This is a genomic window from Duganella kummerowiae, assembly GCF_053572355.1.
In genome coordinates this window covers 121,816-145,672 of record NZ_JBKFEH010000017.1, presented here as the reverse complement: position 1 = coordinate 145,672, position 23,857 = coordinate 121,816, and the positions used below count along the sequence as shown (strand labels likewise).

Annotated in this window: 22 protein-coding genes; 12 read left to right on the top strand and 10 right to left on the bottom strand. The window is 66.9% G+C overall.

Annotation, left to right across the window (positions count from 1 at the left end):
* Positions 1–3: 3 nt before the first annotated feature.
* From rpsA to gyrA, 9 genes are all read right to left on the bottom strand, one after another.
* Entirely contained in the window at positions 4–1,683 is a 1,680-nt protein-coding gene (rpsA, locus tag ACLB1G_RS22130; RefSeq protein WP_491629411.1) for a 30S ribosomal protein S1, read from the bottom strand.
* 106 nt (positions 1,684–1,789) lie between these two features.
* Positions 1,790–2,458: a (d)CMP kinase gene (gene cmk / locus ACLB1G_RS22125; protein ID WP_491629410.1), complete on the bottom strand. Its 669-nt coding sequence runs from the start codon at positions 2,456–2,458 to the stop codon at positions 1,790–1,792.
* 5 nt (positions 2,459–2,463) lie between these two features.
* Positions 2,464–3,780, bottom strand: a complete 1,317-nt coding sequence (aroA, locus tag ACLB1G_RS22120) for a 3-phosphoshikimate 1-carboxyvinyltransferase (RefSeq protein WP_491629409.1) — start codon at positions 3,778–3,780, stop codon at positions 2,464–2,466.
* Between the two features lie 21 nt (positions 3,781–3,801).
* A complete protein-coding gene (locus ACLB1G_RS22115; RefSeq protein ID WP_491629408.1) occupies positions 3,802–4,713 on the bottom strand; it encodes a prephenate dehydrogenase in 912 nt (303 codons plus the stop codon).
* Complete coding sequence (gene hisC, locus ACLB1G_RS22110; RefSeq protein WP_491629407.1) at positions 4,710–5,828, bottom strand: histidinol-phosphate transaminase; 1,119 nt, start codon at positions 5,826–5,828, stop codon at positions 4,710–4,712. The genes ACLB1G_RS22115 and hisC overlap by 4 nt, the downstream gene beginning before the upstream one ends.
* Positions 5,829–5,844: 16 nt before the next feature.
* Positions 5,845–6,918, bottom strand: coding sequence for a prephenate dehydratase (gene pheA, locus ACLB1G_RS22105; protein ID WP_491629406.1), 1,074 nt, complete (start codon positions 6,916–6,918; stop codon positions 5,845–5,847).
* 3 nt (positions 6,919–6,921) lie between these two features.
* Positions 6,922–8,010 (bottom strand): 3-phosphoserine/phosphohydroxythreonine transaminase, encoded by a 1,089-nt coding sequence (gene serC, locus ACLB1G_RS22100; protein WP_491629405.1) that lies wholly within the window; start codon positions 8,008–8,010, stop codon positions 6,922–6,924.
* A 24-nt stretch (positions 8,011–8,034) separates the two neighbouring features.
* The gene (locus ACLB1G_RS22095; protein ID WP_491629404.1) at positions 8,035–8,592 is read right to left on the bottom strand and encodes a DUF2059 domain-containing protein; all 558 of its coding nucleotides are present in this window, start codon (positions 8,590–8,592) and stop codon (positions 8,035–8,037) included.
* Positions 8,593–8,688: 96 nt separating this feature from the next.
* On the bottom strand, positions 8,689–11,331 hold the full coding sequence (gene gyrA, locus ACLB1G_RS22090; RefSeq protein ID WP_491629403.1) for a DNA gyrase subunit A: 2,643 nt from the start codon (positions 11,329–11,331) through the stop codon (positions 8,689–8,691).
* A 377-nt stretch (positions 11,332–11,708) separates the two neighbouring features.
* Between gyrA and ompA the strand changes: the two genes are divergently transcribed.
* From ompA to ACLB1G_RS22030, 12 genes are all read left to right on the top strand, one after another.
* The gene (gene ompA / locus ACLB1G_RS22085; protein WP_491629402.1) at positions 11,709–12,419 is read left to right on the top strand and encodes an outer membrane protein OmpA; all 711 of its coding nucleotides are present in this window, start codon (positions 11,709–11,711) and stop codon (positions 12,417–12,419) included.
* Positions 12,420–12,540: 121 nt separating this feature from the next.
* The gene (gene ubiG, locus ACLB1G_RS22080) at positions 12,541–13,236 is read left to right on the top strand and encodes a bifunctional 2-polyprenyl-6-hydroxyphenol methylase/3-demethylubiquinol 3-O-methyltransferase UbiG (RefSeq protein WP_491629401.1); all 696 of its coding nucleotides are present in this window, start codon (positions 12,541–12,543) and stop codon (positions 13,234–13,236) included.
* 55 nt (positions 13,237–13,291) lie between these two features.
* On the top strand, positions 13,292–14,002 hold the full coding sequence (locus tag ACLB1G_RS22075) for an HAD family hydrolase (RefSeq protein WP_491629400.1): 711 nt from the start codon (positions 13,292–13,294) through the stop codon (positions 14,000–14,002).
* Between the two features lie 102 nt (positions 14,003–14,104).
* Positions 14,105–15,169, top strand: a complete 1,065-nt coding sequence (locus tag ACLB1G_RS22070) for a hypothetical protein (RefSeq protein WP_491629399.1) — start codon at positions 14,105–14,107, stop codon at positions 15,167–15,169.
* Positions 15,170–15,264: 95 nt separating this feature from the next.
* Complete coding sequence (locus ACLB1G_RS22065; protein ID WP_491629398.1) at positions 15,265–16,107, top strand: STAS domain-containing protein; 843 nt, start codon at positions 15,265–15,267, stop codon at positions 16,105–16,107.
* Between the two features lie 7 nt (positions 16,108–16,114).
* A complete protein-coding gene (locus tag ACLB1G_RS22060; RefSeq protein WP_491629397.1) occupies positions 16,115–16,471 on the top strand; it encodes an STAS domain-containing protein in 357 nt (118 codons plus the stop codon).
* The gene (locus tag ACLB1G_RS22055; protein WP_491629396.1) at positions 16,468–16,950 is read left to right on the top strand and encodes an anti-sigma regulatory factor; all 483 of its coding nucleotides are present in this window, start codon (positions 16,468–16,470) and stop codon (positions 16,948–16,950) included. Before ACLB1G_RS22060 ends, ACLB1G_RS22055 begins: the two co-directional genes overlap by 4 nt.
* The gene (locus ACLB1G_RS22050; RefSeq protein WP_491629395.1) at positions 16,938–18,089 is read left to right on the top strand and encodes an ATP-binding protein; all 1,152 of its coding nucleotides are present in this window, start codon (positions 16,938–16,940) and stop codon (positions 18,087–18,089) included. Before ACLB1G_RS22055 ends, ACLB1G_RS22050 begins: the two co-directional genes overlap by 13 nt.
* Positions 18,086–19,450 carry an ATP-binding protein gene (locus ACLB1G_RS22045; RefSeq protein ID WP_491629394.1) on the top strand — a complete coding sequence of 455 codons (1,365 nt, stop codon included), beginning with the start codon at positions 18,086–18,088 and terminating at the stop codon, positions 19,448–19,450. Before ACLB1G_RS22050 ends, ACLB1G_RS22045 begins: the two co-directional genes overlap by 4 nt.
* A gap of 10 nt (positions 19,451–19,460) precedes the next feature.
* On the top strand, positions 19,461–21,365 hold the full coding sequence (locus tag ACLB1G_RS22040; protein ID WP_491629393.1) for a hybrid sensor histidine kinase/response regulator: 1,905 nt from the start codon (positions 19,461–19,463) through the stop codon (positions 21,363–21,365).
* 66 nt (positions 21,366–21,431) lie between these two features.
* Positions 21,432–22,313 (top strand): RNA polymerase sigma-70 factor, encoded by an 882-nt coding sequence (locus ACLB1G_RS22035; protein ID WP_491629392.1) that lies wholly within the window; start codon positions 21,432–21,434, stop codon positions 22,311–22,313.
* 63 nt (positions 22,314–22,376) lie between these two features.
* The gene (locus ACLB1G_RS22030; RefSeq protein ID WP_491629391.1) at positions 22,377–22,835 is read left to right on the top strand and encodes a carboxymuconolactone decarboxylase family protein; all 459 of its coding nucleotides are present in this window, start codon (positions 22,377–22,379) and stop codon (positions 22,833–22,835) included.
* 28 nt (positions 22,836–22,863) lie between these two features.
* Here ACLB1G_RS22030 and ACLB1G_RS22025 read toward each other — a convergent pair whose 3' ends face one another.
* Complete coding sequence (locus tag ACLB1G_RS22025; RefSeq protein WP_491629390.1) at positions 22,864–23,709, bottom strand: DUF5672 family protein; 846 nt, start codon at positions 23,707–23,709, stop codon at positions 22,864–22,866.
* Positions 23,710–23,857: the final 148 nt, after the last annotated feature.

The window sequence follows — 23,857 nt, the reverse complement described above, 5'->3', positions numbered from 1 at the left end:
GAATTAGTTCTTGTTGTCGAACTTGGCTTTCAGCAGCGCGCCCAGGCTGGTGGTGCCGGAGGCGGCGTTGCTGTCGGTGGCGGCCATCTTCTGCATGGCTTCCGCGGTTTCAGCATTGTCTTTCGCTTTGATCGACAGCTGGATGCTGCGGGCTTTGCGATCGATGTTGATCACCAGGGCTTCCACGGTGTCGCCCACTTTCAGGTGGGTGCCGGCATCTTCCACGCGGTCGCGCGAGATTTCCGAAGCGCGCAGGTAGCCTTCGACTTCATCGGACAGCTGGATCACGGCGCCTTTCGGCTCCACCGATTTCACGGTGCCGGAGACCAGCGAGCCTTTGTCGTTCAGGGCGGCGAAGTTGTTGAACGGGTCGCCTTCCAGCTGCTTCACGCCCAGGGACACGCGCTCGCGCTCGACGTCGATGGCCAGGACCACGGCTTCCAGCTCGTCGCCTTTCTTGAACTTGCGCACGGCTTCTTCGCCCGGCTCGGTCCACGACAGGTCGGACAGGTGCACCAGGCCGTCGATGTTGCCAGCCAGGCCGATGAACACGCCGAAGTCGGTGATCGACTTGATGGCGCCCTTCACTTTGTCGCCTTTCTTGTGGGTCACGCCGAAGTCGTCCCAAGGATTGGCCTTGCACTGCTTCATGCCCAGGGAGATACGGCGACGCTCTTCGTCGATCTCCAGGACCATGACTTCGACTTCGTCGCCCAGCTGCACGACCTTGTTCGGGGCCACGTTCTTGTTGGTCCAGTCCATTTCCGACACGTGGACCAGGCCTTCGATGCCTTGTTCCACTTCCACGAACGCGCCGTAGTCGGTCAGGTTGGTCACTTTACCGAACAGGCGGGTGCCTTGCGGGTAGCGACGCGACAGGCCGGTCCAGGGATCGTCGCCCAGCTGCTTCACGCCCAGCGAAACACGGTTCTTCTCTTGGTCGTATTTCAGCACTTTGGCGGTGATCTCTTGACCCACGGTCAGCACTTCCGACGGGTGACGCACGCGGCGCCATGCCAGGTCGGTGATGTGCAGCAGGCCGTCGATGCCGCCCAGGTCCACGAACGCGCCGTAGTCGGTGATGTTCTTCACGACGCCGGTCACCACGGTGCCTTCTTTCAGGGTTTCCATCAGCTTCTGGCGCTCTTCGCCCATGGAAGCTTCGATCACGGCGCGGCGCGACAGCACCACGTTGTTACGCTTGCGATCCAGCTTGATGACCTTGAATTCCAGGGTCTTGCCCTCGAACGGGGTGGTGTCTTTCACGGGACGGGTGTCGACCAGCGAACCCGGCAGGAAGGCGCGGATGCCGTTGGTCAGGACGGTCAGGCCGCCTTTGACTTTGCCGTTCACGGTACCGACGACGATCTCGCCGGATTCCATTGCTTTTTCCAGAGCCAGCCACGAAGCCAGGCGCTTGGCCTTGTCGCGCGACAGGATGGTATCGCCGAAACCATTTTCCAGCGATTCGATGGCCACGGAAACGAAGTCGCCTACTTTGACTTCCAGTTCGCCCTGGTCATTCTTGAATTCTTCGACGGGGATGAAAGCTTCCGATTTCAGGCCGGCGTTGACGATCACGAAGTTGTGATCCAGACGAACGACTTCAGCCGAAATTACTTCGCCAGAGCGCATGTCTTGACGCGACAGGGACTCTTCAAAAAGGGCTGCAAAACTTTCCATATTAAAAACACTTCCAAGTTATCCAGTAAGGCTCGCACGATGCGACTTCAACTGGGTTGAGGTTGATCACACGTTTCCGCACGCAGAGGCTTTGCGAAAACACCAACTATTTGCCGATGGCCGCATACCACCGCAACACCTGATCGACCGCCTCGTCGGCGTTCATATTCGAGGTATCCAGCACATGCGCCCCCTCTGCGGGGACCAGCGGCGCGATGGCCCGGTTCGTATCCCGGTCGTCCCGCGCCTGCAAATCCATCAGCAGGTCTTCCATATTAGCAGAAAATCCCTTGTCTATCAATTGCTTATAGCGGCGGCCCGCCCTGGCGGCCACACTGGCAGTCAAAAACACCTTGAGCGGTGCGTGCGGGAAGATCACCGAGCCCATGTCGCGCCCGTCCGCCACCAGGCCCGGGGCCCGGCGGAAGCTCAGCTGCAACCCGGTCAGCGCATGGCGCACGGCCGGCAGGGTGGCGATTTTCGATGCCGTGTTGCCCACTTCCTCGGCCCGGATGGCGTCATTGACGTTTTCCTGCGACAACAGGATATTGCCGCCCTCGAAACTGCACGGCAGGTGTTCGGCCAGCTTGGCCAGGGCGTGCTCGTCATTGAGCGCCGTGCCGCGCCGCAGGGCCTGCAGCGCCGTCAAGCGGTACAGCGCACCGGAATCCAGGTAGTGGAAGCCGAGCTTGTCGGCCACCCGGTGCGCGACGGTGCCCTTGCCGGAAGCGGTGGGGCCGTCGATGGCAATGACGGGGATCTGGGAAGTTACCATGTAGTCTATTTTGCAATGGCGGCAAAGGCCGCGAAATACTCGGGGAAGGTCTTACCCACGCACTTGGGATCGTTGATGCGCACTGCCGTGCCCTTGCGCAATGCGCCATCCAGCGATGCGAGGGAGAAACACATCGCCATGCGGTGGTCGTCGTAAGTGTCTATGGTAGCAGGCGTGAGCGTTGCGGGGGGCGTGACACGCAGGTAATCGGGTCCCTCCTCCACCGTGGCGCCCAGCTTGCGCAGCTCGGTGGCCATGGCCGCGATGCGGTCGGTTTCCTTGACACGCCAGCTGGCGATGTTGCGCAGGGTGCTGGTCCCGTCCGCGTACAGGGCGGCAATGGCAATGGTCATGGCCGCATCCGGGATGTGGTTGAAGTCGGCGTCGATGGCCTTCAGCGGCGCGCTGGCGCTGGCTTCTATCCAGTTGTCGCCCATGGTGATGGTGGCGCCCATCTGCTCCAGCGCGGCGGCAAAGCGCACGTCGCCCTGGATGCTGTCCCGGCCCACGCCCTCGACCCGCACCGGGCCGCCGGCAATGGCGCCGGCCGCCAGGAAGTAGGAGGCCGAGGAAGCATCGCCCTCGACGTGGATGGTGCCGGGCGACTGGTACACCTGGCCGGGCTGTATGGTGAAAGCGGCCCAGCCGTCCTGCTCCACCTGGACGCCGTAGCGGCGTATCAGGTTCAGGGTGATCTCGATATAGGGCTTGGAAATCAGTTCGCCGGTCACGTTGATGGTGATGGCGTGTTCGCGCGCCATCAGCGGCGCCACCATCAGCAGCGCGGTCAGGAACTGGCTGGAGACGTCGCCGCGCACCGACAGGCGCTGCGCATGGATGCTGCCCTGTTTGATGTGCAGCGGCGGATAGCCCGGGTTGCCCGTGTACTCGATGCGGGTGCCGGCCGCGTTCAGGGCGTCCACCAGGTCGCCGATGGGGCGCTCGTGCATGCGCGGCACGCCGTGCAGGGTATAGTCGCCGCCGATCACGGCCAGGGCCGCGGTCAGCGGGCGGATGGCGGTGCCGGCGTTGCCCATGAACAGGTCGGCCGACCGGTTCGGCAGCACGCCCGCCACGCCGCTGACGTGGTGGATGGTGCCGCTGGCGGTTTTCTCTTCGGTCCACTGCACGCCCAGGGAGCGCAGCGCGGCCAGCATGACGGCGGTGTCGTCCGACGCCAGCAAGTCGACGATGGCGGTCTCGCCCTGCGCCAGGGCCGACAGCAGCAGGATGCGGTTGGAGATGCTCTTGGAGCCGGGCAGGCGCACGGCGCCCTGCACGCGGGGGACCGGTTGCAGGTCCAGGTATTCGTGTTGGTTCATGATGGTTTCCTTGGACGGCGGCTAGTCCGCCTGGTCCTTGTTCTGCGGCGCTTCGGCCGCCTCGATGGCGCTGATCCACTGGTGGCGCGCGCGCTGGGCGTTGCCGTACACGGCTTCCAGCCCGGCGCCGTCGCCGGCCGCCAGCAGCGCGCGCAGGCGCCCCAGCTGCGCCAGGTAGTCATCCAGCTCGTTCAGCAGCGCGCCCTGGTTGGCCAGGCTGATGTCGCGCCACATCTCCGGCGAGGAACCGGCAATGCGGGTGAAATCGCGGAAGCCGCTGGCCGCGTACTGGAACAGCAAATCGGCGTGCGGCTTGCGTGCGATGTCGTCCACCAGGCCGTAGGCCAGCAAGTGCGGCAAATGGCTGACGGCGGCAAACACCTGGTCGTGCTCCTGCGGCGCCAGGCGGTGGATGATGGCGCCGCAGGCGCGCCAGGCGGCCGCCACCCGTTCGACGTCGGCTTCGCTGTTTTCCGGCAGCGCCGTGATCACGGTCTTCTTGCCGATGTAGAGGTCGACGATGGCCGCTTCCGGGCCGTTGGTCTCGCGCCCGGCAATCGGATGGCCAGGCACGAACTGGCCGACCCTGGCGCCCAGGGCGGCGCGCGCGGCGGCCACCACGTCGGACTTGGTGCTGCCGGCGTCGGTGACCACCGTGCCCGGCTGCAGGTGCGGGGCGATGGCTTCCAGGATGCGGCCGGTCTGCGCCACCGGCGCGGCCAGCAGCACCAGGTCGGCGCCGTCCAGGGCGGCGGCCATGCCGTCGCCGATCTGGTCGATGATGCCCAGTTCCAGCGCCTTGTGCAGGGAAGCAGCGGAGCGGCCCATGCCGACCACGGTGCGCACGGCGCCGGCCTGCTTGAGGGCGCGCGCAAACGAGCCGCCTATCAGGCCGACGCCGAAGATGACGACCTTGTTCAGCACTGGCGTCATGCCGGGGCCTGGTCCAGCGCCTTGCGCAGGGCCGCGATGAAGGCTGCGTTTTCTTCCGGCAGGCCGATGGAGATGCGCAGCCACTCGGGCAAGCCGTAGTTGCCGACCGGGCGCACGATCACGCCCTGCTTGAGCAGCGCCAGGTTGACGCGGGCGCCGGCCGCCAGGTCATTGCCGACCTTGACCAGCACGAAGTTGCCATACGAAGGCACATATTCCAGGCCCAGCTGCTCGAAGGCCGCCACCAGCTGCCGGTAGCCGGCCTGGTTGTTGGCGGCGCCGCGCTCCAGGAACTCGCTGTCGTTCAGGGCCGCGATGGCGGCCGCCTGGGCCAGCGAATTGACGTTGAAGGGCTGGCGGATGCGGTTCATCAGATCGGTCAGCGCCGGCTGGGCAATGGCGTAGCCGACCCGCAGGCCGGCCAGGCCGTAGGCCTTGGAGAAGGTGCGCGAGACCAGCAGGTTGGAATACTTCTTGACCCACGCGGCCGACTCGAACTGATCCTCCTTGGACAGGAATTCGTTGTAGGCCTCGTCCAGCACCACCACCACGCGGGCCGGCACTTTGGACAGGAAGTCCTCGATCTCGGCGGCCGGGATGAAGGTGCCGGTCGGGTTGTTCGGATTGGCGATGAACAGCAAACGGGTATCGTCCGCGATGGCGGCCAGCATGGCCGGCAGGTCGTGGCCATGGTTCTTGGCCGGCACCACGATGTGGCGCGCGCCCACGCCCTGGGTGGCCAGCGCGTACACGGCAAACGAATACTGCGAATACACCACCGACTGGCCGCGCTCGACGAAGGCATGGGCGGCGATTTCCAGGATGTCGTTGCTGCCGTTGCCCAGCGTGAGCCAGTCGGCCGGCACGTCGTAGCGCTGCGACAGCGCGCCTTTCAGGTCGAAGCCGTTGGCGTCCGGGTAGCGCCCCAGCTCGGCGGCGGCGGCCGCCATGGCGCGCTGGGCCGATTGCGGCACGCCGAACGGATTTTCGTTGGAGGCCAGCTTGACGATGCTGGCCTCCTCCAGGCCGAATTCGCGCGCCACTTCGGCGATCGGTTTGCCGGCCTGATAGGGGGCGATGGCGCGGACGTAGTCAGGGCCGTAGTTGTTGGACATGGTGTCTCCGTATAAGTTAAGTGAGGCTGACGGGATAGGAACCCAGCACCTTGAAGAAGGCGGCGTTGCCTTGCAGCTGCTCCAGTGCTTTGGCAACCGAGGCATCCTGCACATGGCCTTCCACGTCGACGTAGAAATAGTATTCCCAGTTGCCGTTGCGGGCCGGGCGCGATTCGAAGCGCGTCATCGACACATTGTTCAGCGCAAGCGATTCCAGCAGGCGGTACACGGAACCGGCCTTGTGCGGGGCGGCCAGCGCGATCGAGGTGCGGTCCTTGCCGGATGGCCCGGGCTGCAGCTGGCCGATCACGGCAAAACGGGTGCGGTTGTGCGGATCGTCCTGGATGTTGGCCTTGATGGTGCCCAGGCCGTAGCGCACCCCGGCCCGCTCGCCGGCAATCGCGGCGATGGTATGGTCGTCGCGTGCCATGCGCGCCGCCTCGGCATTGGACGACACGGCGCGGCGCTCGATGTCGGGGTAGTTATTGTTGAGCCAGATCTGGCACTGGGCCAGGGCCTGGGCGTGGGCGCAGATGGCGGTCACGCCCTCCATGTTGCCGGTGCCGGTCAGCAGGCTGTGGCGCACCGCGATGGCCACTTCGCCGCTGATGCTGAGCGGCGTGTGCAGCAGCAGGTCCAGGGTGCGGCCGATGGCGCCCTCGGTGGAATTTTCCACCGGGACCACGCCGAATTCGGCGGTGCCGGCCTCGGTGGCGCGGAACACTTCGTCGATGTTACCGCAGGCCAGCACGTCGACGGCGCTGCCGAACTGCTGGTACACGGCCTGCTCGCTGTAGGTGCCGGCCGGGCCCAGGAAGGCCACCGTGACGCGCTTTTCCAGCGAGCGGCAGGCCGACATGATTTCGCGGAAGATGGTCTGCACTTCCGTGTCGCCCATGGGGCCGGGGTTGCGCTCGGCTACGCCGCGCAGCACCTGGGCCTCCCGCTCGGGGCGGAACACGGGCGCATTGGTCTCGGCCTTCACGTGGCCCACTTCCTGCGCCACCCTGGCGCGGCGGTTCAGCAGGTCCAGGATCTGCGCGTCTATGCTGTCGATCTGTTCGCGCAGCGGTTTGAGTTTGTCTGTCATGGGTCAGCGTCCGGCAAATTCGTTCAGGTAGTCGACCAGCGCCTGCACGCCTTCCAGCGGCATGGCGTTGTAGATCGATGCACGCATGCCGCCGACGGACTTGTGGCCCTTCAGTTGCAGCAGGCCGCGCGCCTTGGCGCCGGCCAGGAATTCCTCGTTCCTGCTTTCATCCTTCAGGTAGAAGGGCACGTTCATGCGCGAGCGGTTGGCCGGCGCGACGCGGTTCTGGTAAAAATCGTCCTGGTCCAGGCAGGCGTACAGCAGCGCCGCCTTCTGTTTGGCGCGGCGCTCCATCTCGGCCACGCCGCCCTGGCGCTTGAGCCACTGGAACACCAGGCCGGCAATGTAGATGCCGTAGGTGGGCGGGGTGTTGTACATGGAGTCGTTATCGGCCACCAGCTTCCAGTCGAAGGCCGACGGACACACCGGCAAGGCCTTGCCCAGCAAGTCCTCGCGCACGATGACGATGGTGACCCCGGCCGGGCCAATGTTCTTCTGGGCCCCGGCGAAGATCACACCGTATTTCGAGACGTCGATCACGCGCGACAGGATGTGCGAGCTCATGTCGGCCACCAGCAGCGTGTCCGTGGCGATGGGCTCGTCGAGGTCGAACTCGACCCCGTCTATGGTCTCGTTGGTACACATGTGCAGGTAGGCCGCGCCCGGCGTCAGCTTCCAGTCCGACTGCGGCGGAACCTGGCTGTAGCGCTGCGCCTGCGAGGAGGCGGCAACGTTGACGGTGGCGTACTTGGCGGCTTCCTTGAGGGACTTGCCGGACCACGAACCGGTATGGATGAAATCGATGACGGCTGGCTGCGGCTTGTGGCCCACCAGATTCAGGGGCACGATGGCGTTTTGCGACAAACCGCCACCCTGCATGAACAATATCTTGTAATTGTCCGGTACTGCCAGCAGCTCGCGCAGGTCGCGCTCGGCTGCCTTGTAGATCGAAATGAATTCCGGTCCGCGGTGGCTCATCTCCATCACCGACATGCCGCTGCCATGCCAGTGCAGCATTTCGGCGGCAGCCTGGGCCAGCACTTCCTTGGGCAGGACGGCAGGACCGGCGGAGAAGTTATAAATCTGAGTCACGTTGGATTCCTTATCAGAGAGGTGTTACTTGGCTGGTTGCTGCATCTTCTGCAGCATCGGGCCGAGGCGGCGCTGGACTACCTGCTGGCCGACCTGCATGCCCTCGCCCATCAGCCTGGGCATGGTGGCCAGCATCTTGGCGCCCACCGGGGTGCGGTAGAAGGCGGCGATCTGCTTCAGCTCATCGGGACTGAAGTTGCGCGCATAGATAGGCACGGTTTCGGCCAGGATTTCGTCCACCAGCGTCGGGTCGTTGACCAGGTCCTGCACGCTGCTGATGGCTTGCGGCATTGAGGCTTCCATCCGCGCCAGGGCTTTCTGCTTGTCTTCGGCGCTCATCTGGAGATTGTTGTTGATGGCAGCCTCGGCGCTGGCGCGCATGGAGGCGCCGATGTTTTGCGACATCTGCTGCATCACGCTCAGCATGAGGGTGCGGTAGTTCATCGCCTCGAACAGTTCCCGGGCGGCGGCGGTGGCGGCCGGATCGACGGCTGCAGGTGCGGATGCCTGCGCCTGCGCCAAGGCCGGCACGGCGCCGATCAGCGCCAGCGACGTGATCAAGCTTGCTACGATTGTTTTCATCTCATCACCTCAAAAGAAAAACGGGGCCAGTCCGCGCCGCATGACGCGACAGACCTGGCCCCGCTGGCCCGAACTCACGCCCGGGATGGCTCCGTCTTACTCGGCTGCGCCGTCTTCCGGCCTGGCGTCCGGACCCGGTTCCAGCTCGACTTCGTCGATATCGGTTTCCACCACGCGCTGCAGGCCGGACAGGCGGGTGCCGTCTTCCACCGCGATCAGGGTCACGCCCTGGGTGGCGCGGCCCATTTCGCGGATCTCGGCCACGCGGGTGCGTATCAGCACGCCGCCGGTGGTGATCAGCATGATCTCGTCGGACGAATCGACCAGGGTGGCCGCCACCACCTTGCCGTTGCGTTCGGAGGTCTGGATCGCGATCATGCCCTTGGTGCCGCGTCCATGGCGGGTGTACTCGGTGATCGGGGTGCGCTTGCCGTAGCCGTTCTCGGTCGCGGTCAGCACCGACTGCTGCTCGTTCTCGGCCACCAGCAGTGCGATCACGCGCTGGCCCTCTTCCAGGTTCATGCCGCGCACGCCGCGCGCGTTGCGGCCCATGGGGCGCACGTCGTTCTCGTCGAAGCGCACCGCCTTGCCGGCGTCCGAGAACAGCATCACGTCGTGCTGGCCGTCGGTCAGGGCGGCGCCGATCAGGAAGTCGCCCTCGTCCAGGTCGACCGCGATGATGCCGGCCTTGCGCGGGTTGCTGAAATCGGTCAGCGGGGTTTTCTTCACGGTGCCCAGGCTGGTGGACATGAACACGTAGTGGTCTTCGGGGAAGGTGCGGTTTTCGCCCGACAGCGGCAGCACCACGGTGATCTTCTCGTTGTCGGCCAGCGGGAACATGTTCACGATGGGCTTGCCGCGCGAGTTGCGCGAGCCCTGCGGCACTTCCCACACCTTCAGCCAGTACAGGCGGCCGCGGTTGGAGAAGCACAGGATGTAGTCGTGCGTGTTGGCGATGAACAGCTGGTCTATCCAGTCCTCGTCCTTGGTGGCCATGGCCTGTTTGCCGCGTCCGCCGCGCTTCTGGGCGCGGTATTCGGAAATCGGGGTGGCCTTCATGTAGCCGGTGTGCGACAGGGTCACCACCATATCCTGCGGCGTGATCAGGTCTTCGGTGCCCAGGTCGGTGGCGTTGTGCTCGATGCTGGAACGGCGCGGGTCCTTGGCGGCGTCGCCGAACTCGTTCTTGATCGCCGTCATTTCGTCGACGATGATGGTGGTCACGCGCTCGGGCTTGGCCAGGATGTCCAGCAGGTCGGCGATTTCGGCCATCACGTCCTTGTATTCGTTGACGATCTTGTCCTGTTCCAGGCCGGTCAGGCGCTGCAGACGCATCTGCAGGATTTCCTGGGCCTGTTCATCGGACAGCTTGTACATGCCATCGCCTTGCAGGCCGTAGTGCTTGGGCAGGTGCTCGGGGCGGAAGGCGTTGACGCCGCCCGGGTTGTCCTCGCCGGTGCGGGCCAGCATTTCGCGCACCAGGGACGAGTCCCAGGAGCGCTCCATCAGGCCGGCCTTGGCCACCGGCGGCGTGGGCGCCGCCTTGATGATGGCGATGAAGTCGTCGATATTGGCCAGCGCCACGGCCAGGCCTTCCAGCACGTGGCCGCGCTCGCGCGCCTTGCGCAGCTCGAACACGGTGCGGCGCGTCACCACTTCGCGGCGGTGCGACAGGAAGCAGGACAGCATTTCCTTCAGGTTCAACAGGCGCGGCTGGCCATCGACCAGGGCCACCATGTTCATGCCGAAGGTGTCCTGCAGCTGGGTCTGTTTATACAGGTTGTTCAGCACCACTTCCGGCACTTCACCGCGCTTGAGCTCGATGACCACCCGCATGCCCGACTTGTCGGACTCGTCGCGGATCTCGGAGATGCCATCCAGCTTCTTCTCGCGCACGTTCTCGGCGATGCGCTCAAGCAGCGACTTCTTGTTGACCTGGTAGGGCAGCTCGTCGATGATGATGGCGGTGCGCCCGCCATCCTTGCCGTATTCCTCGAAGTGGGTCTTGGCGCGCATGACCACGCGGCCACGTCCCGTGCGGTAGCCTTCACGCACGCCGGAAATGCCGTAGATGATGCCGCCGGTGGGGAAGTCGGGCGCCGGGATCAGTTCGATCAGCTCGTCGATGGAGCAGTCCGGGTTGCGCAGCACGTGCAGGGCGCCGTTGACCACTTCGCCCAGGTTGTGCGGCGGGATGTTGGTGGCCATGCCCACCGCGATGCCGGACGAGCCGTTGATCAGCAAGTTGGGAATGCGGGTCGGCAGCACCGTCGGCTCTTTTTCCTTGCCGTCGTAGTTGGGCTGGAAGTCGACCGTGTCCTTCTCGATGTCGGCCAGCAGTTCGCTGGAAATCTTGTCCAGGCGGCACTCGGTATAACGCATGGCAGCGGCGCTGTCGCCGTCCACCGAGCCGAAGTTGCCTTGGCCATCGACCAGCATGTAGCGCAGCGAGAAGTCCTGCGCCATGCGCACCAGGGTATCGTAAATCGAGGCGTCGCCGTGCGGGTGGTATTTACCCATGGTGTCGCCCACCACGCGGGCGCACTTCACGTAGGCGCGGTTCCACACGTAGTTCGATTCGTGCATGGAGTACAGCACGCGGCGGTGCACCGGCTTGAGGCCGTCGCGCACATCCGGCAAGGCGCGGCCCACGATCACGCTCATGGCGTAGTCGAGGTAGCTCTTGCGCATCTCTTCTTCGAGGGAAATTGGAATTGTTTCTTTTGCGAATTGATCCATGGGCGGGACTATCGATCTGTGACTTGGTTAACACCGGACGGCAAGCTGGCGATTTTATCATGGGCGTCCGGACGCCAGCACTATTTGCTCCTGGCCCCGGGAACGCCGCTGTTGACAGGCTTGTAATCGGCATGACATATAAGTCAATTACCATGCCGACTACCGTTGCAACAAAACAACATATTGGTAAGCTACAGAATGGGGCATGGTTGGTCCGTTCTGTGCCAAATTGGCGCATGTGGCAAAATGGTTCAGAAGTCAATTGCTTGTATCGCAAGCGGAAATCAAGCGCCAGATTGGTGCGTGGTAGAATTCCGGCCACGTTTCACGACGTCGCGCAGTTTTCTGCAGATATCACCCCCGAAAGGAAGAAAAATATGAATAAACTGATTTCGATTCTCGCTGTGTCGGCGGCTTTCGCCGGCGCGGCCGTAGCGCAAACCCCGACCGCCCCGCCGTACGCTCCCGTGACCCAGGACATCAAGGCCCCGACCCCGAAAAGCGCCTACGTGCAGGACGCGCGCGGCGTGATCGCCCGCGATCCGTTCGGCCTGTGCTGGCGCACCGGCTACTGGACCCCGGCCGACGCCGTGCCCGGTTGCGACCTGCCGATCTGCGTGGAACCCGAGAAACTGGAAAACGGCAAGTGCGTAGCCCCGCCGCCGCCGCCGGCCCCCGCCCCGGCGCCTGCCCCGGCACCGGCACCGGCACCGAAACCGGCTCCGGTCCCGACCGCACAGAAAGTCAGCTTCGCCGCCGACGCCTTCTTCGACTTCGACAAGGCCGTCCTGAAACCGGAAGGCAAGGCCAAGCTGGACGAACTGACCGGCAAGCTGAGCAGCATCAACCTGGAAGTCATCATCGCCGTGGGCCACACCGACTCCGTCGGCACCGACGAGTACAACCAGAAGCTGTCGGTGCGCCGCGCCGAAGCCGTCAAGGCCTACATCGTCTCCAAGGGCGTGGACGCCAACCGCGTCTACACCGAAGGCAAGGGCGAGAAGCAACCGGTGGCCGATAACAAGACCGCCGAAGGCCGCGCCAAGAATCGCCGCGTGGAAATCGAAGTGGTCGGCACCTCGAAGTAATCCACAGCCTGGCTGATATGCCGCCCGCGCCCTCGTGGCCGGGCGGCATTTTTTTTGCCGGTCCCGGCCGGCACCCGCGCGTGCTCCCTGCCCCGCGCAAAATCCGCTATGATGCGGGACTATGAACGCAGACCCTCTCGAACTCCAAAAATTCTCCGAACTGGCCCACCGCTGGTGGGATCCGACCTCGGAATTCCGTCCCCTGCACGAAATCAATCCGCTGCGCCTGGAATGGATCAACGCGCGCGCCCCGCTGGCGGGCAAGAACGTGATCGACATCGGCTGCGGCGGCGGCATCCTGAGCGAGTCCATGGCGCGCAAGGGCGCCACCGTGACCGGCATCGACCTGTCGGAAAAGGCGCTCAAGGTGGCCGACCTGCACAGCCTGGAATCGGGCGTGGCGGTGCGCTACAAGCTGATCTCGGCCGAGGACATGGCGGCCCAGGAGCCGGGCCAGTTCGACGTGGTCACCTGCATGGAAATGCTGGAGCACGTGCCGGACCCGGGCGCCGTGGTGCGCGCGGCCGCCGCCCTGGCCAAGCCGGGCGGCCAGGTGTTCTTCTCCACCCTGAACCGCAACCTGAAGGCCTATCTGTTTGCCGTGATCGGCGCCGAATACGTGCTGCGCCTGCTGCCCAAGGGCACCCACGACTACGGCAAATTCATCACCCCGGCCGAACTGTCGCAGTACGTGCGCAGCGCCGGGCTGGAGGTGGCCGGCCTGAAAGGCATGGGCTACAATCCGCTGACCAAGGTGTACTCGCTGAACGGCGACACCAGCGTCAACTACCTGATGGCGACCCGCCGTCCCCTGTGATACGCCGGCGGCCGCGCGCCGCCTTCCCCTGCGCTCCCCGACCATGAGCCCCAGCATGAGCCTGCCTTCCCTGCCCTCCCTGCCCCCTGTTCCAAGCGCCATCCTGTTCGACCTGGACGGCACCCTGGCCGACACTGCGCCCGACCTGGCCGCCGCCGTCAACCAGTTGCGCAGCGACCGCGGGCTGGAGCCTGCCGACTACGCCCTGCTACGTCCCACCGCCTCGGCCGGCGCGCGCGGCATGATAGGCGCCGCCTTCGGCCTGGGCCCGGAAGACGACGGCTTTGCCGAGCTGCGCGACGCCTTCCTGGCCAACTACGAGGCCGCCATCGCCGTGCACAGCCGCCTGTTCGACGGCGTGCCGGAACTGCTGGCCGGCATAGAACAAGCCGGCCTGGCCTGGGGCGTGGTGACCAACAAGCACGCCCGCTTCACCGTGCCGCTGCTGCCGTTGATCGGCCTGGGCCACGCCGCCTGCGCCATCTCCGGCGACACCACGGCCCACCCCAAGCCGCATCCGGCGCCGCTGCTGGAGGCTGCACGCCGCCTCGGCCTGGCGCCGCAGCAGTGCTGGTACGTGGGCGACGACCTGCGCGACATCCAGGCCGGACGCGCGGCCGGCATGGCCACCGTGGCCTGCGCCTGGGGCTATTGCGGCGGCATCGCGCCGCGCGACTGGGGCGCCGACCACCTGCTCGACACCCCGGCGGACCTGTTGGCCCTGATACGGGAAACCCTGGCCGCCGGCGCCACCCTGGCGGCCTGAACACAGGGACAAGACAATTTCCACATGGAAATATCGCGCAAGGCGTACTATACTGTCCCCATGCGCAGCACAATGACACCAGACCAGCAGGGGGAGACCGCCATGCACCCCGATCAAGCATCCATCGCCGACCAGCTGGACCCGGAAGACGCCGCCCTGCTGGCCGAACTGGGCGAGCTGAGCCTACCCGAGCCGCATGAGGAGCTGCTGCCCCATTTGCCGCTACGCAGCACGGCGCCGCAGCGCTGGACCATCACGGTGGCCGAGGCCAAGTTCCACTGGTATGACCTGATCGCCGGCTTTCCCGAGGCGCCCGACATCCGCGACCCGGTCGGACGCCAGCTGCGCCGCCTGCAGTTCGACCTGGAGGCGGCCATGGAAAAGCGCCTGCTGTACTTGGTGGTGAGCCGGCCGAAGGTGCGCTTCGACCCGGCCGGCAAGGTCAGCTGGGGCTTCTTCTCGCTCAAGCTCACCCTGCCCATCATCCTGGGCGCGGACAAGCGCGACACCCTGGCCATCGAGCTGGAGGTGCCGTTTGCCGCCACCCTGAAGAAGCCCACGGTAACGGTCAGCGAGCGCTACGTCACCCTCAACTGGGGCGGGCTGGTAGAGGCGCTTTCCATCCACGACGTGCTGCAGAACTACCCGCACCAGCTGCAGCTGCCCAGCACCGTGCACTACGTGGGCCAGACCCGCGACCCGTCCGGCCGCCTGGCCAAGGCGCGCCTGGCCGCGGTGCAAAAGATACACCAGCAGGTCAGCGACGACAACGACACCCTGCTGCTGATACAGCGCCTGAACGTCGAGATCGAGTGCGCCGATGGCGATCCCTCGGCCTGGCCGGCCAACCAGAACGCGGTGGCGGCCGACGCCCTGCTGCGCGACCGCATGGAAGTGGCGGAAGCGGCCCTGATACGCTACTTCGAGGGACCGGTCCCGCGCGGCCGGCTGGAAAAGGAAACCACGGCGCGCCGCCAGCGCCTGCGCGAGCTGCAGGACATGCACCAGTTGCAGGAGGTGCGCATCGACCTGCGGGCCGGGGACAGCAGCAGCCCCTACCACGAGCTGCAGTCGGCGGCGGCCGAGCCGTCGCGCAGCCACGTGCTGGACTGCCGGCTGTTCAATGGCGAGGTGCTGGTCACGCGCGTCCCCATCAAGCCCAAATGACGGACACCGGCACGCAATAGGACGCCGCTGTTGCCACCGTTCGTGATACATTGAAAATAATAAACTTTTCAATTTATCATCAACAAGGGATCACGATGAGCGACAGCGCCCACGAATTGAGCGAACTGGTACGGCAGCAGGAAGCGGCCATCCTGGAACAATGGCTGCAACACCAGGCGGCCGCCACGCACCGCGGCGACGACGAGCGCGCGCGCCAGGCCAGCCGCCAGTTCCTGGCCCTGCTGCCGGACGCCATCCGCAGCGGCGGCGTGGACGACATCGACGGCCGCGCCTGGGACGAGACGCGCGCCCTCCTGGCCGACATTTCCACCACCCGCGCGCGCCAGGGCTCCACGCCCTCGGAAACCGCCACCTTCGTGTTCTCGCTCAAGCAAGCCCTGTTTGCCGTGCTGCGCGGCGCCTACGCCGGCCAGGCCGAACGCCTGGCGGACAGCACCTGGCACATCAGCAGCCTGCTCGACAAGCTGGGCCTGTACACCATGGAAGTGTTCCAGAAAAGCCGCGACCAGATCATCGCGCGCCAGCAGCAGGAACTGCTGGAACTGTCGACCCCGGTGGTCAAGCTGTGGAAGGACGTGCTGGCCCTGCCCCTGATCGGCACCCTGGACAGCTCGCGCACCCAGGTGGTGATGGAAAGCCTGCTGGAAAAGATCGTCGAGACCGGCGCCGCCATCGCCATCATCGACATCACCGGCGTGCCCACCGTGGACACCCTGGTGGCCCAGCACCTGATGAAGACCATCGCCGCCGCCCGCCTGATGGGCGCCGACTGCATCATCAGCGGGATCCGCCCGCAAATCGCCCAGACCATCGTGCACCTGGGCGTGAACCTGGAAGACGTGGTGACCAAGGCCACCCTGGCCGACGCCTTCACGCTGGCGCTGGGACGCCTGGGCGCCTCCATCGTGCAATCCTGAGGCGGCAATGGAACGCATCCCCATACTGCGCATCGGCAAGCTTTTGCTGGTGTCGATACAGGTCGACATGCATGACCGCCTGGCCATGGCGCTGCAGGACGACCTGACCGAACGCATCGTGCAGGAGCACGCCAAAGGCGTGCTGATCGACATCTCCGCGCTGGACCTGGTCGATTCCTTCATCGGCCGCATGATCAGCAACACGGCCGCCATGGCGCGCGTGCTGGACGCCGAGACCGTGCTGGTCGGCATGCAGCCGGCGGTGGCCATCACCCTGGTCGAACTGGGCCTGACCCTGCCCGGCGTGAAGACTGCCCTCAATGTCGAGAAGGGCATGGCGCTGCTCGGGAAGCTGGGCGGATGATGCTAACCATGGGCATGGCCGCTCCTGCTCCGGAGGTACGCTTCGATACGCCGCTGCTGCGGCCGCGCCCGCAGCAGGTGGTGGACAGCGCCACCCTGCCGCTGACCCTGGACGAACACGTGGTCGGGCTGCGCAAGCTGGTGCGCGAGCGCGCCATCGCACTGAAGCTGAGCCTGGTAGACCAGACCAAGCTGGTGACGGCCGCCAGCGAACTGGCGCGCAACACCATCAAGTATGGCGGCGGCGGCAAGGTGCTGATGGTGACCCTGGACGATGGCCTGCGGCGCGGCCTGCGCCTGGTGTTCGTGGACGACGGTCCCGGCATCGCCGACGTCCAGCTGGCCCTGCGCGACGGCTACACCAGCGGCGGCGGGCTGGGACTGGGACTGGGCGGCGCCAAGCGCCTGGTCGACGACTTCGACATCGATACCCAGGCGGGAGCGGGCACCGCTGTCGCCATCACCAAATGGAAAAACTGAATCACTCCGGCCAGCCGCACGCCGCCCTGCGCATCACCCATGGCAGCGACGTGGCGGCGGCGCGCCGCGCAGGCGCCGCCCTGGCCCGCGAAGCCGGCCTGGACGAGGTACGCGCCGGCCACCTGGCCATCGTGCTGAGCGAGGCCGCCAGCAACATCGTCAAGCATGCCGGCGAGGGGCTGATGCTGCTGCGCGTGATCGAAGCGGGCGAGCGGCGCGGGATCGACGTGCTGGCCCTGGACCAGGGCCCCGGCATCGCCAGCCTGGCGCTGGCCATGCGCGACGGCGTCTCCAGCGCCGGCACGGCCGGCACTGGCCTGGGCGCGCTGCGCCGCCTGTCCGACCACTTCGACGCCATCGCCCCGCGCGGCAAGGGCGCCGCCTTCCACCTGCAGGTGTGGCAGGCGCCGCCGGCCCACCTGGCCTGGGCCGCGCAGACGGCCGCAGTCCTGGCGGCGGCGCCGGCCGACTCCACCGGGCCGGCCCAGGACGGCCACGGCGCGGCGGCGCCGGCCATCCCCGGCGTCCGGGCCGGCGGCGCGCCGCCGGAAGGCCGCAGCGGCGGCGCCGCCAGCCTGGCCCTGATGGGTGAGAATGTCAGCGGCGACGCCTGGGCCGTGGCGCGCCAGCGCCGCGCCACCACCCTGATGGTGGTGGACGGCCTGGGCCACGGCAGCGAAGCGGCCAAGGCCGCGCAAGCCGCCGTGGACGCCCTGGCCGAGCAGCCGGGCCGCGCGCCCGCCGCCCACATCGAGGCCTGTCACCTGGCCCTGCGCGCCACGCGCGGGGCGGCGGTGGCGGTGGCGCAGTGGGAGCCGCAGGCGCGCCAGCTGCGCTTTGCCGGCATCGGCAACATCACTGCCTGCCTGCTGGACGCCCACGGGCGGCGCCAGCTGATCTCGCACAACGGCATCGTCGGCCACAACATGCGCAAGGTGCAGGAATTCAGCCTGGCCGCCGCGCCCGGCGACCTGCTGGTGATGCACAGCGACGGCATCAGCACGCAATGGGACCTGGCCCAGTATCCGGGCCTGTACGGAGCCGCGCCGGCGCTGGCGGCCGGGGTGCTGCTGCGCGACTTCAGCCGCGGCCGCGACGATGCCTGCGTATTGGTCGAGCGGCTGGGAGAGGCGCCATGAGCGCCATCCAGCGCCTGCTGCAGGTCGTCCTCGATGGCGAGGAGGACGTGGTGCTGGTGCGCCAGCGCGCGCGCCAGGTCTCCAGCCTGCTGGGCTTCGGCATGCAGGACCAGGTGCGTATCGCCACCGCCGTGTCCGAGGTGGCGCGCTGCGCCGTGGGCCGCGCCGCCAGCGGCCACGCGGGTCCGCGCCGCGCCATGTTCGCCATCCAGCCCGGCCCGCGCGGCGACACCCTGAGCGTACACATCCGCGAACTGGAAGCCGGCTACGCGACCGGCAGCGCGCAGGACGAGGCCATCGTCACCGGCAGGCGCCTGATGGACGACTGCGAAGTGCAGCGCCTGGACAGCGGCGGCCTTTGCATCGTGCTGCACAAGCTGCTGCCGCCCCATGTGCGCATCGACGGCGCGCGCCTGGCCGGGATGTCGGCGGTGCTGGTGGCCACGCCCGGCAACAGCAGCTACGCCGAACTGCAGGTGCAGAACCGCGAACTGGTCACCGCCCTGGCCGAACTGCGCGAGCGCCAGGACGACTTGCTGGCCCTGACCCGCGAGCTGGAGGACACCAACCGCGGCGTGGTGGCCCTGTACGCGGAAATCGAGGACAAGGCCGAGCGCCTGCGCAAGGCCGACGAGATGAAGTCGCGCTTCCTGTCCAACACCAGCCACGAGCTGCGCACGCCGCTGAGCTCGATCCGGGCCCTGGCCAAGCTGCTGCTGGACCGCATGGACGGCGACCTCAGCCCGGAACAGGAGCGCCAGGTGCGCTACATCGCCGACGCCGCCCACGACCTGTCCGAGCTGGTCAACGACCTGCTGGACCTGGCCAAGATCGAGGCCGGCAAGGTCGAGGTGCAGGTAGCCCCGGTCAACCTGCCGGAGTTGTTCAGCACATTGAAGGGCATGCTGCGCCCGCTGGCCACCAATCCCGAGGTGGAGCTGGTGTTCACGCCGCCGCAGGATACGGTACCGGATACGGCGCTGGAGTCGGACGAGGGCAAGCTGACCCAGATCCTGCGCAACTTCATCTCCAACGCCCTGAAATTCACCGAGCGCGGCCAGGTGCGCGTGTACCTGGCCGACAGCCCCGATCCACAGCAGCTGCGGCTGGCCGTGAGCGACACCGGCATCGGCATCGCGCCCGACCACATCGCCCTGATCTTCGAGGAGTTCGGCCAGGTCGAACACCCGCTGCAACGGCGCGCCAAGGGAACCGGACTCGGGCTACCCTTGTGCCGCAAGCTGGCCACCCTGCTGGGCGGTTCAGTGGACGTGGAAAGCCGGCCCGGCGCGGGGTCGACCTTTTTCCTGACCGTGCCGCGCCAGTACCAAGGAAGCGCCGCCGCGCAACCGGAAACGTGAAAGCTTTGCCATGCCTGCCAAACCGACCCTGATCCTGAATGTCGACGACAACGACGGCGCCCGCTACGTCAAGACCCGTATCCTGCAAAGCGCGGGCTTCGAGGTGGCCGAAGCCATCAACGGCACCGACGCCCTTGCCATGGTCAAGAGCCTGATGCCGGCCCTGGTTCTGCTGGACGTCAAGCTGCCGGACATCAACGGCATCGAGGTGTGCCGCCGTATCAAGTCCGACGCCCCCACCGCCAGCGTGCTGGTGCTGCAGACTTCGGCCGCCCTGACCGGGCGCGCCGACAAGATACGCGGCCTGGAGGGCGGCGCCGACAACTACCTGGCCGCCCCCATCGAGGCCGAAGAGCTGATCGCCAACGTCAACGCCCTGCTGCGCCTGCGCGCCACCCAGGCCGACCTGCGCGACAGCGAGGAACGCTTCCGCCAGCTGACCGACAACATCGAGGACGTGTTCTGGATGTTCGACCTGCACCATGGCGGCCTGCTGTACGTGAGCGCCGCCTACGACGCCATGTGGGGCCAGCCGCACGGCGAGCTGCGCGCCCGTCCCTGCGCCTGGCTGGAAGCCGTGCATCCGGAGCAGCGCGAGGCGGTGGGCGCGGCCTGGCAGGCCAGCCTGGCCGGCCAGCCTTACGAACAGGAGTACCGGCTGCAGCTGGCCGGCGGCGCCACCCGCTGGGTGCGCGACCGCGCCTTCGTGGTGCGCGACGCGCAAGACCAGCCGTACCGGCTGGCCCGCATCAGCAGCGATATCTCGGCGCGCAAGGAGATGGAAGGACTGCTGCACGCGGCCGACCAGAACAAGAATGCCTTCCTGGCCACGCTGGCGCACGAGCTGCGCAACCCGCTCAGCCCGATCCGCAACGCCGTCACCCTGATGCAGAACGCCAGCCCGCAGGACACCGCCGTGCACGACAAGGCGCGCCAGGTGATCACGCGCCAGGTCAACCACCTGAGCCGGCTGGTGGACGATTTGCTGGACGTGGCCCGCATTTCCGAGGGCAAGCTGGTGCTCAAGCCGGTGGAACTGGAACTGCGGTCGGTGCTGGGGCCGGCGCTGGAAACCGCCGCCCCCATGATGGAACTGCGCCAGCACCAGCTGGAGGTGCAGCTGCCGCCCGAGCAGGTGTGGCTGAGCGGCGACCCGGTGCGGCTGGCCCAGGCCATCGGCAACCTGCTGCACAACGCCGCCAAGTTCACCCCGCAGGGTGGCCATGTGCGGCTGACGGTGTCGCTGGCGCAGCAGGGCAGGGTGCGCATCGCGGTGCACGACAACGGCATCGGCATCACCGACTACAACCTGCCGCGCATCTTCAACATGTTCACCCAAGGGGCGTTTGCGCCGGACCGCGCCCACGACGGCCTGGGCATAGGCTTGTCGCTGGTGTCCACCCTGGTGCGCCTGCACGGCGGCCAGGTGCTGGCCGAAAGTCCCGGCATCGACCAGGGCAGCACCTTCATCATCGAGCTGCCGGTGCTGCGGGTGCAGGCCAGCGCCCCGCCCGCGCCGGCCGCGGCGCCCGCGCCCGGGCCAGCCCCGGAGCGCGGCCAGCGCCGCCTGCTGCTGGTGGACGACAACCTCGATTCGGTCGAGATCATGGCCGAGCTGATGCGCGCCCTCGGCTGCGAAGTGGAAGTGGCGTCCGATTCGGCCCAGGCCCTGCGCCTGGCCCGGGAGCTGCGCCCGGACGCCATCGTGCTCGATATCGGCCTGCCGGACATGGATGGCTACACCCTGGCGCGCCTGCTGCGCGAACAGCCGGAGCTGGCCGGAGTGCGGCTGGTGGCCCATACCGGCTATGGCGCCCCCCAGGACCGCAAGCGCAGCGCCGACGCCGGCTTCGACTTCCACCTGGTAAAGCCGGCCAATATCGACGAGCTGCAGCGCGCCATCGGCAACAAGTAGCGGTACGCTGTCACAAACGGACCGCCTGGTCCGTCTGGTCATGGTCCGCACTACAATGGAGCCGCCATGACCGATCTCACCACTTTCACCCTGCACCGCCCGCGCCTGTACGCCCTGGCCTACCGCATGCTGGGCACCCGCGCCGACGCCGAGGACGTGCTGCAGGACGCCTGGCTGCGCTGGCACGGCGCCGAGCGCGATACGCTGCAGTCGCCCGAGGCCTGGCTGGTCACCGTCACCACCCGCCTGGCCATCGACCGCCTGCGGCAGCGCCAGGCCGAGCGCGAACAATACGTGGGCTGGTGGCTGCCGGAACCGCTGGTGGAACTGGATGAGCACACTCCGGAATCGGCCGCCGAACTGGCCGGCGAAGTGTCGGTCGCCCTGCTGTGGGTGCTGGAGCGCCTGTCCCCCGAGGAGCGCGCCGCCTTCCTGCTGCGCCAGGTGTTCGAGCAGGATTACGCCGACCTGGCCGACCTGCTGGGCAAGAGCGAAGCGGCCTGCCGCCAGATGGTGCACCGCGCCCGTCAGCGCGTGCAGCAGCAAACGCCGCGCTTCCAGCCCGCGCCCCAGGCGCAGCGCGCCCTGCTGGCCAGCTTCATGCAGGCGGCCCAGGGCGGCGACCGGGCCGCCATGAAGGCGCTGCTGGCCGATGACGTCACCCTGGTGGCGGACGGCGGCGGCAAGGTGCTCTCCTTTCACAAGGTGCTGCACGGCGCAGCCCGCATCGCCGGCGTGTTCTGGTCGGTCGAACACGCGCATCCCGGACGGGTACAGTACCGCGCCGCGCGCGTCAATGGCGCGCCCGGCCTGCTGCGCTATGTCGATGGCAGGATCGAGTCGGCCCAGTCCTTCGTGATCGGGGATGGCCGCATCAGCGCGGTCTACGTGGTGCGCAATCCGGACAAATTGCGGGGCTTGCCGCAGCAGCTGTCACACGGGGCCTGAGCGGGCCGTCTTACAGGCATGGAGGGCGCAACGGGCGCGCTCCGCAACCTGAAAGGCAATACCATGAGCGCACGTCTCCCCTTCTTCCAGCTGGCCCAGCCCCAGCTGCAAGCCATGATCAACCTGTCGGCCTCGGTCAAGAACAGCAGCCTCGGCCTGCGCCTGGCCGAGCTGGTATTCCTGCGCGTGTCACAGCAGAACGGCTGCGGCATGTGCATCGACATGCACTGGCGCGCCCTGCTCCAGCATGAGGCCGATCCGCGCCACCTGAACGCGGTGGCCGGCTGGCGCGAGGCGCCATTCTTCAGCGAACGGGAACGGGCCGCCCTGAACTGGGCCGAGGCCGTCAACGCGATTCCGCAGCGGGTACCGTCGGACGCCGACTTCGCCCTGCTGCGCGACCATTTCAACGACACCGAGATCGCCGAACTAAGCTACGCCATCGCCGTGATACGCGGCTGGAACGCCATCAACGTCAGCCTGCGCAATCCGATTCCGCTCGATCCGCCGCCGGGCTACTAAGCGGCCATGGTCAGCGGCGCGCCCTGCCCTATTGAGCAATGCCACCAGCCGGACCGCGCGCCGTGAGACGGTGGTACTGGCAGCGCGCCGCCAGCAGCAGGGTCTCGGCCACCTGGCCGGGGGTGCCGCCCAGGCGCCGCCTGAGCAGGCGCAGCGCCATCGCGTGGCGGCCGTCGTGGTACAGGTGGCGCACCAGGCGGCGCGCCGGCTCCGTGCGCAGCGTGGCCTGGTCGCACAGGGCCAGCCACTGCTCCAGCTGGCGGTCGTCCAGCGCGCGGTGGAAGTTGAACAGGCCATGGAAACCGAAGCTGGGACCATCCGGCCTGACGGTCTCGAAGGCGAAGCGGCGCGCCACCTCCAGCGGCGCGAAGCGCATGCCGCGCGCCTCCAGTTCGGCGCGGCGCTGCTCGCAGATCACGTAGTCTTCCGGGTGCACCTGGCCGAACGCCATGCCGGCCAGGGCGTCCACCAGGCGGCGCGAGCGCAGCGAGAAGCCACCGTTGCCGACCGCCACCGCAGCCGGCCGGTGCGCCCACGGCGCGCCGATGTAGTCGTAGCCCAGGAAGCGCGCGTCCCAGCGCTCGCCATGCAGGATGAAGCTATCCCACTGCACCACCAGCACATGGCTGCCGCTGAAGTGCCGCCCCAGTTCGCGCAGCATGAAGTCCGAGTAGGCTTCCACGGTGTTAATCGGGGCGATGGCGACTTGTTCGATGTAGTCCGGCAGTTCGAAACGGCTGGGCGCCAGCAGCCGGCATTCCCTGAAGTTGGCGGCCGCGCGGCAGCGGTCGATGGCGTAGCGCGCCAGTTGCGGGTGGCGGGTCTCCACGCACACCAGGCTGACGTCGGGTAATTCGAGTTTCGGGGCGGTCACTGCGGGCTTTCGGTAAGGGGTAAGCGATGTTAGCGCATCGCCTTGGAAACGTGTCCGCCGCATGTGTAAAGGCTTGTAAATCCGGGCAAGGCAGCGTTTGCAGCCTGCCGTACGCCGGTGGCCCGATGACGGCCTAGCTGCGGCGCGC

Bases quoted from the DNA above. Each gene is read 5' to 3' on its own strand.
- rpsA (WP_491629411.1), bottom strand. From the start codon at position 1,683: ATGGAAAGTTTTGCAGCCCTTTTTGAAGAGTCCCTGTCGCGTCAAGAC.
- cmk (WP_491629410.1), bottom strand. From the start codon at position 2,458: ATGGTAACTTCCCAGATCCCCGTCATTGCCATCGACGGCCCCACCGCT.
- aroA (WP_491629409.1), bottom strand. From the start codon at position 3,780: ATGAACCAACACGAATACCTGGACCTGCAACCGGTCCCCCGCGTGCAG.
- ACLB1G_RS22115 (WP_491629408.1), bottom strand. From the start codon at position 4,713: ATGACGCCAGTGCTGAACAAGGTCGTCATCTTCGGCGTCGGCCTGATA.
- hisC (WP_491629407.1), bottom strand. From the start codon at position 5,828: ATGTCCAACAACTACGGCCCTGACTACGTCCGCGCCATCGCCCCCTAT.
- pheA (WP_491629406.1), bottom strand. From the start codon at position 6,918: ATGACAGACAAACTCAAACCGCTGCGCGAACAGATCGACAGCATAGAC.
- ACLB1G_RS22095 (WP_491629404.1), bottom strand. From the start codon at position 8,592: ATGAAAACAATCGTAGCAAGCTTGATCACGTCGCTGGCGCTGATCGGC.
- gyrA (WP_491629403.1), bottom strand. From the start codon at position 11,331: ATGGATCAATTCGCAAAAGAAACAATTCCAATTTCCCTCGAAGAAGAG.
- ompA (WP_491629402.1), top strand. From the start codon at position 11,709: ATGAATAAACTGATTTCGATTCTCGCTGTGTCGGCGGCTTTCGCCGGC.
- ubiG (WP_491629401.1), top strand. From the start codon at position 12,541: ATGAACGCAGACCCTCTCGAACTCCAAAAATTCTCCGAACTGGCCCAC.
- ACLB1G_RS22075 (WP_491629400.1), top strand. From the start codon at position 13,292: ATGAGCCTGCCTTCCCTGCCCTCCCTGCCCCCTGTTCCAAGCGCCATC.
- ACLB1G_RS22070 (WP_491629399.1), top strand. From the start codon at position 14,105: ATGCACCCCGATCAAGCATCCATCGCCGACCAGCTGGACCCGGAAGAC.
- ACLB1G_RS22065 (WP_491629398.1), top strand. From the start codon at position 15,265: ATGAGCGACAGCGCCCACGAATTGAGCGAACTGGTACGGCAGCAGGAA.
- ACLB1G_RS22060 (WP_491629397.1), top strand. From the start codon at position 16,115: ATGGAACGCATCCCCATACTGCGCATCGGCAAGCTTTTGCTGGTGTCG.
- ACLB1G_RS22055 (WP_491629396.1), top strand. From the start codon at position 16,468: ATGATGCTAACCATGGGCATGGCCGCTCCTGCTCCGGAGGTACGCTTC.
- ACLB1G_RS22050 (WP_491629395.1), top strand. From the start codon at position 16,938: ATGGAAAAACTGAATCACTCCGGCCAGCCGCACGCCGCCCTGCGCATC.
- ACLB1G_RS22045 (WP_491629394.1), top strand. From the start codon at position 18,086: ATGAGCGCCATCCAGCGCCTGCTGCAGGTCGTCCTCGATGGCGAGGAG.
- ACLB1G_RS22040 (WP_491629393.1), top strand. From the start codon at position 19,461: ATGCCTGCCAAACCGACCCTGATCCTGAATGTCGACGACAACGACGGC.
- ACLB1G_RS22035 (WP_491629392.1), top strand. From the start codon at position 21,432: ATGACCGATCTCACCACTTTCACCCTGCACCGCCCGCGCCTGTACGCC.
- ACLB1G_RS22030 (WP_491629391.1), top strand. From the start codon at position 22,377: ATGAGCGCACGTCTCCCCTTCTTCCAGCTGGCCCAGCCCCAGCTGCAA.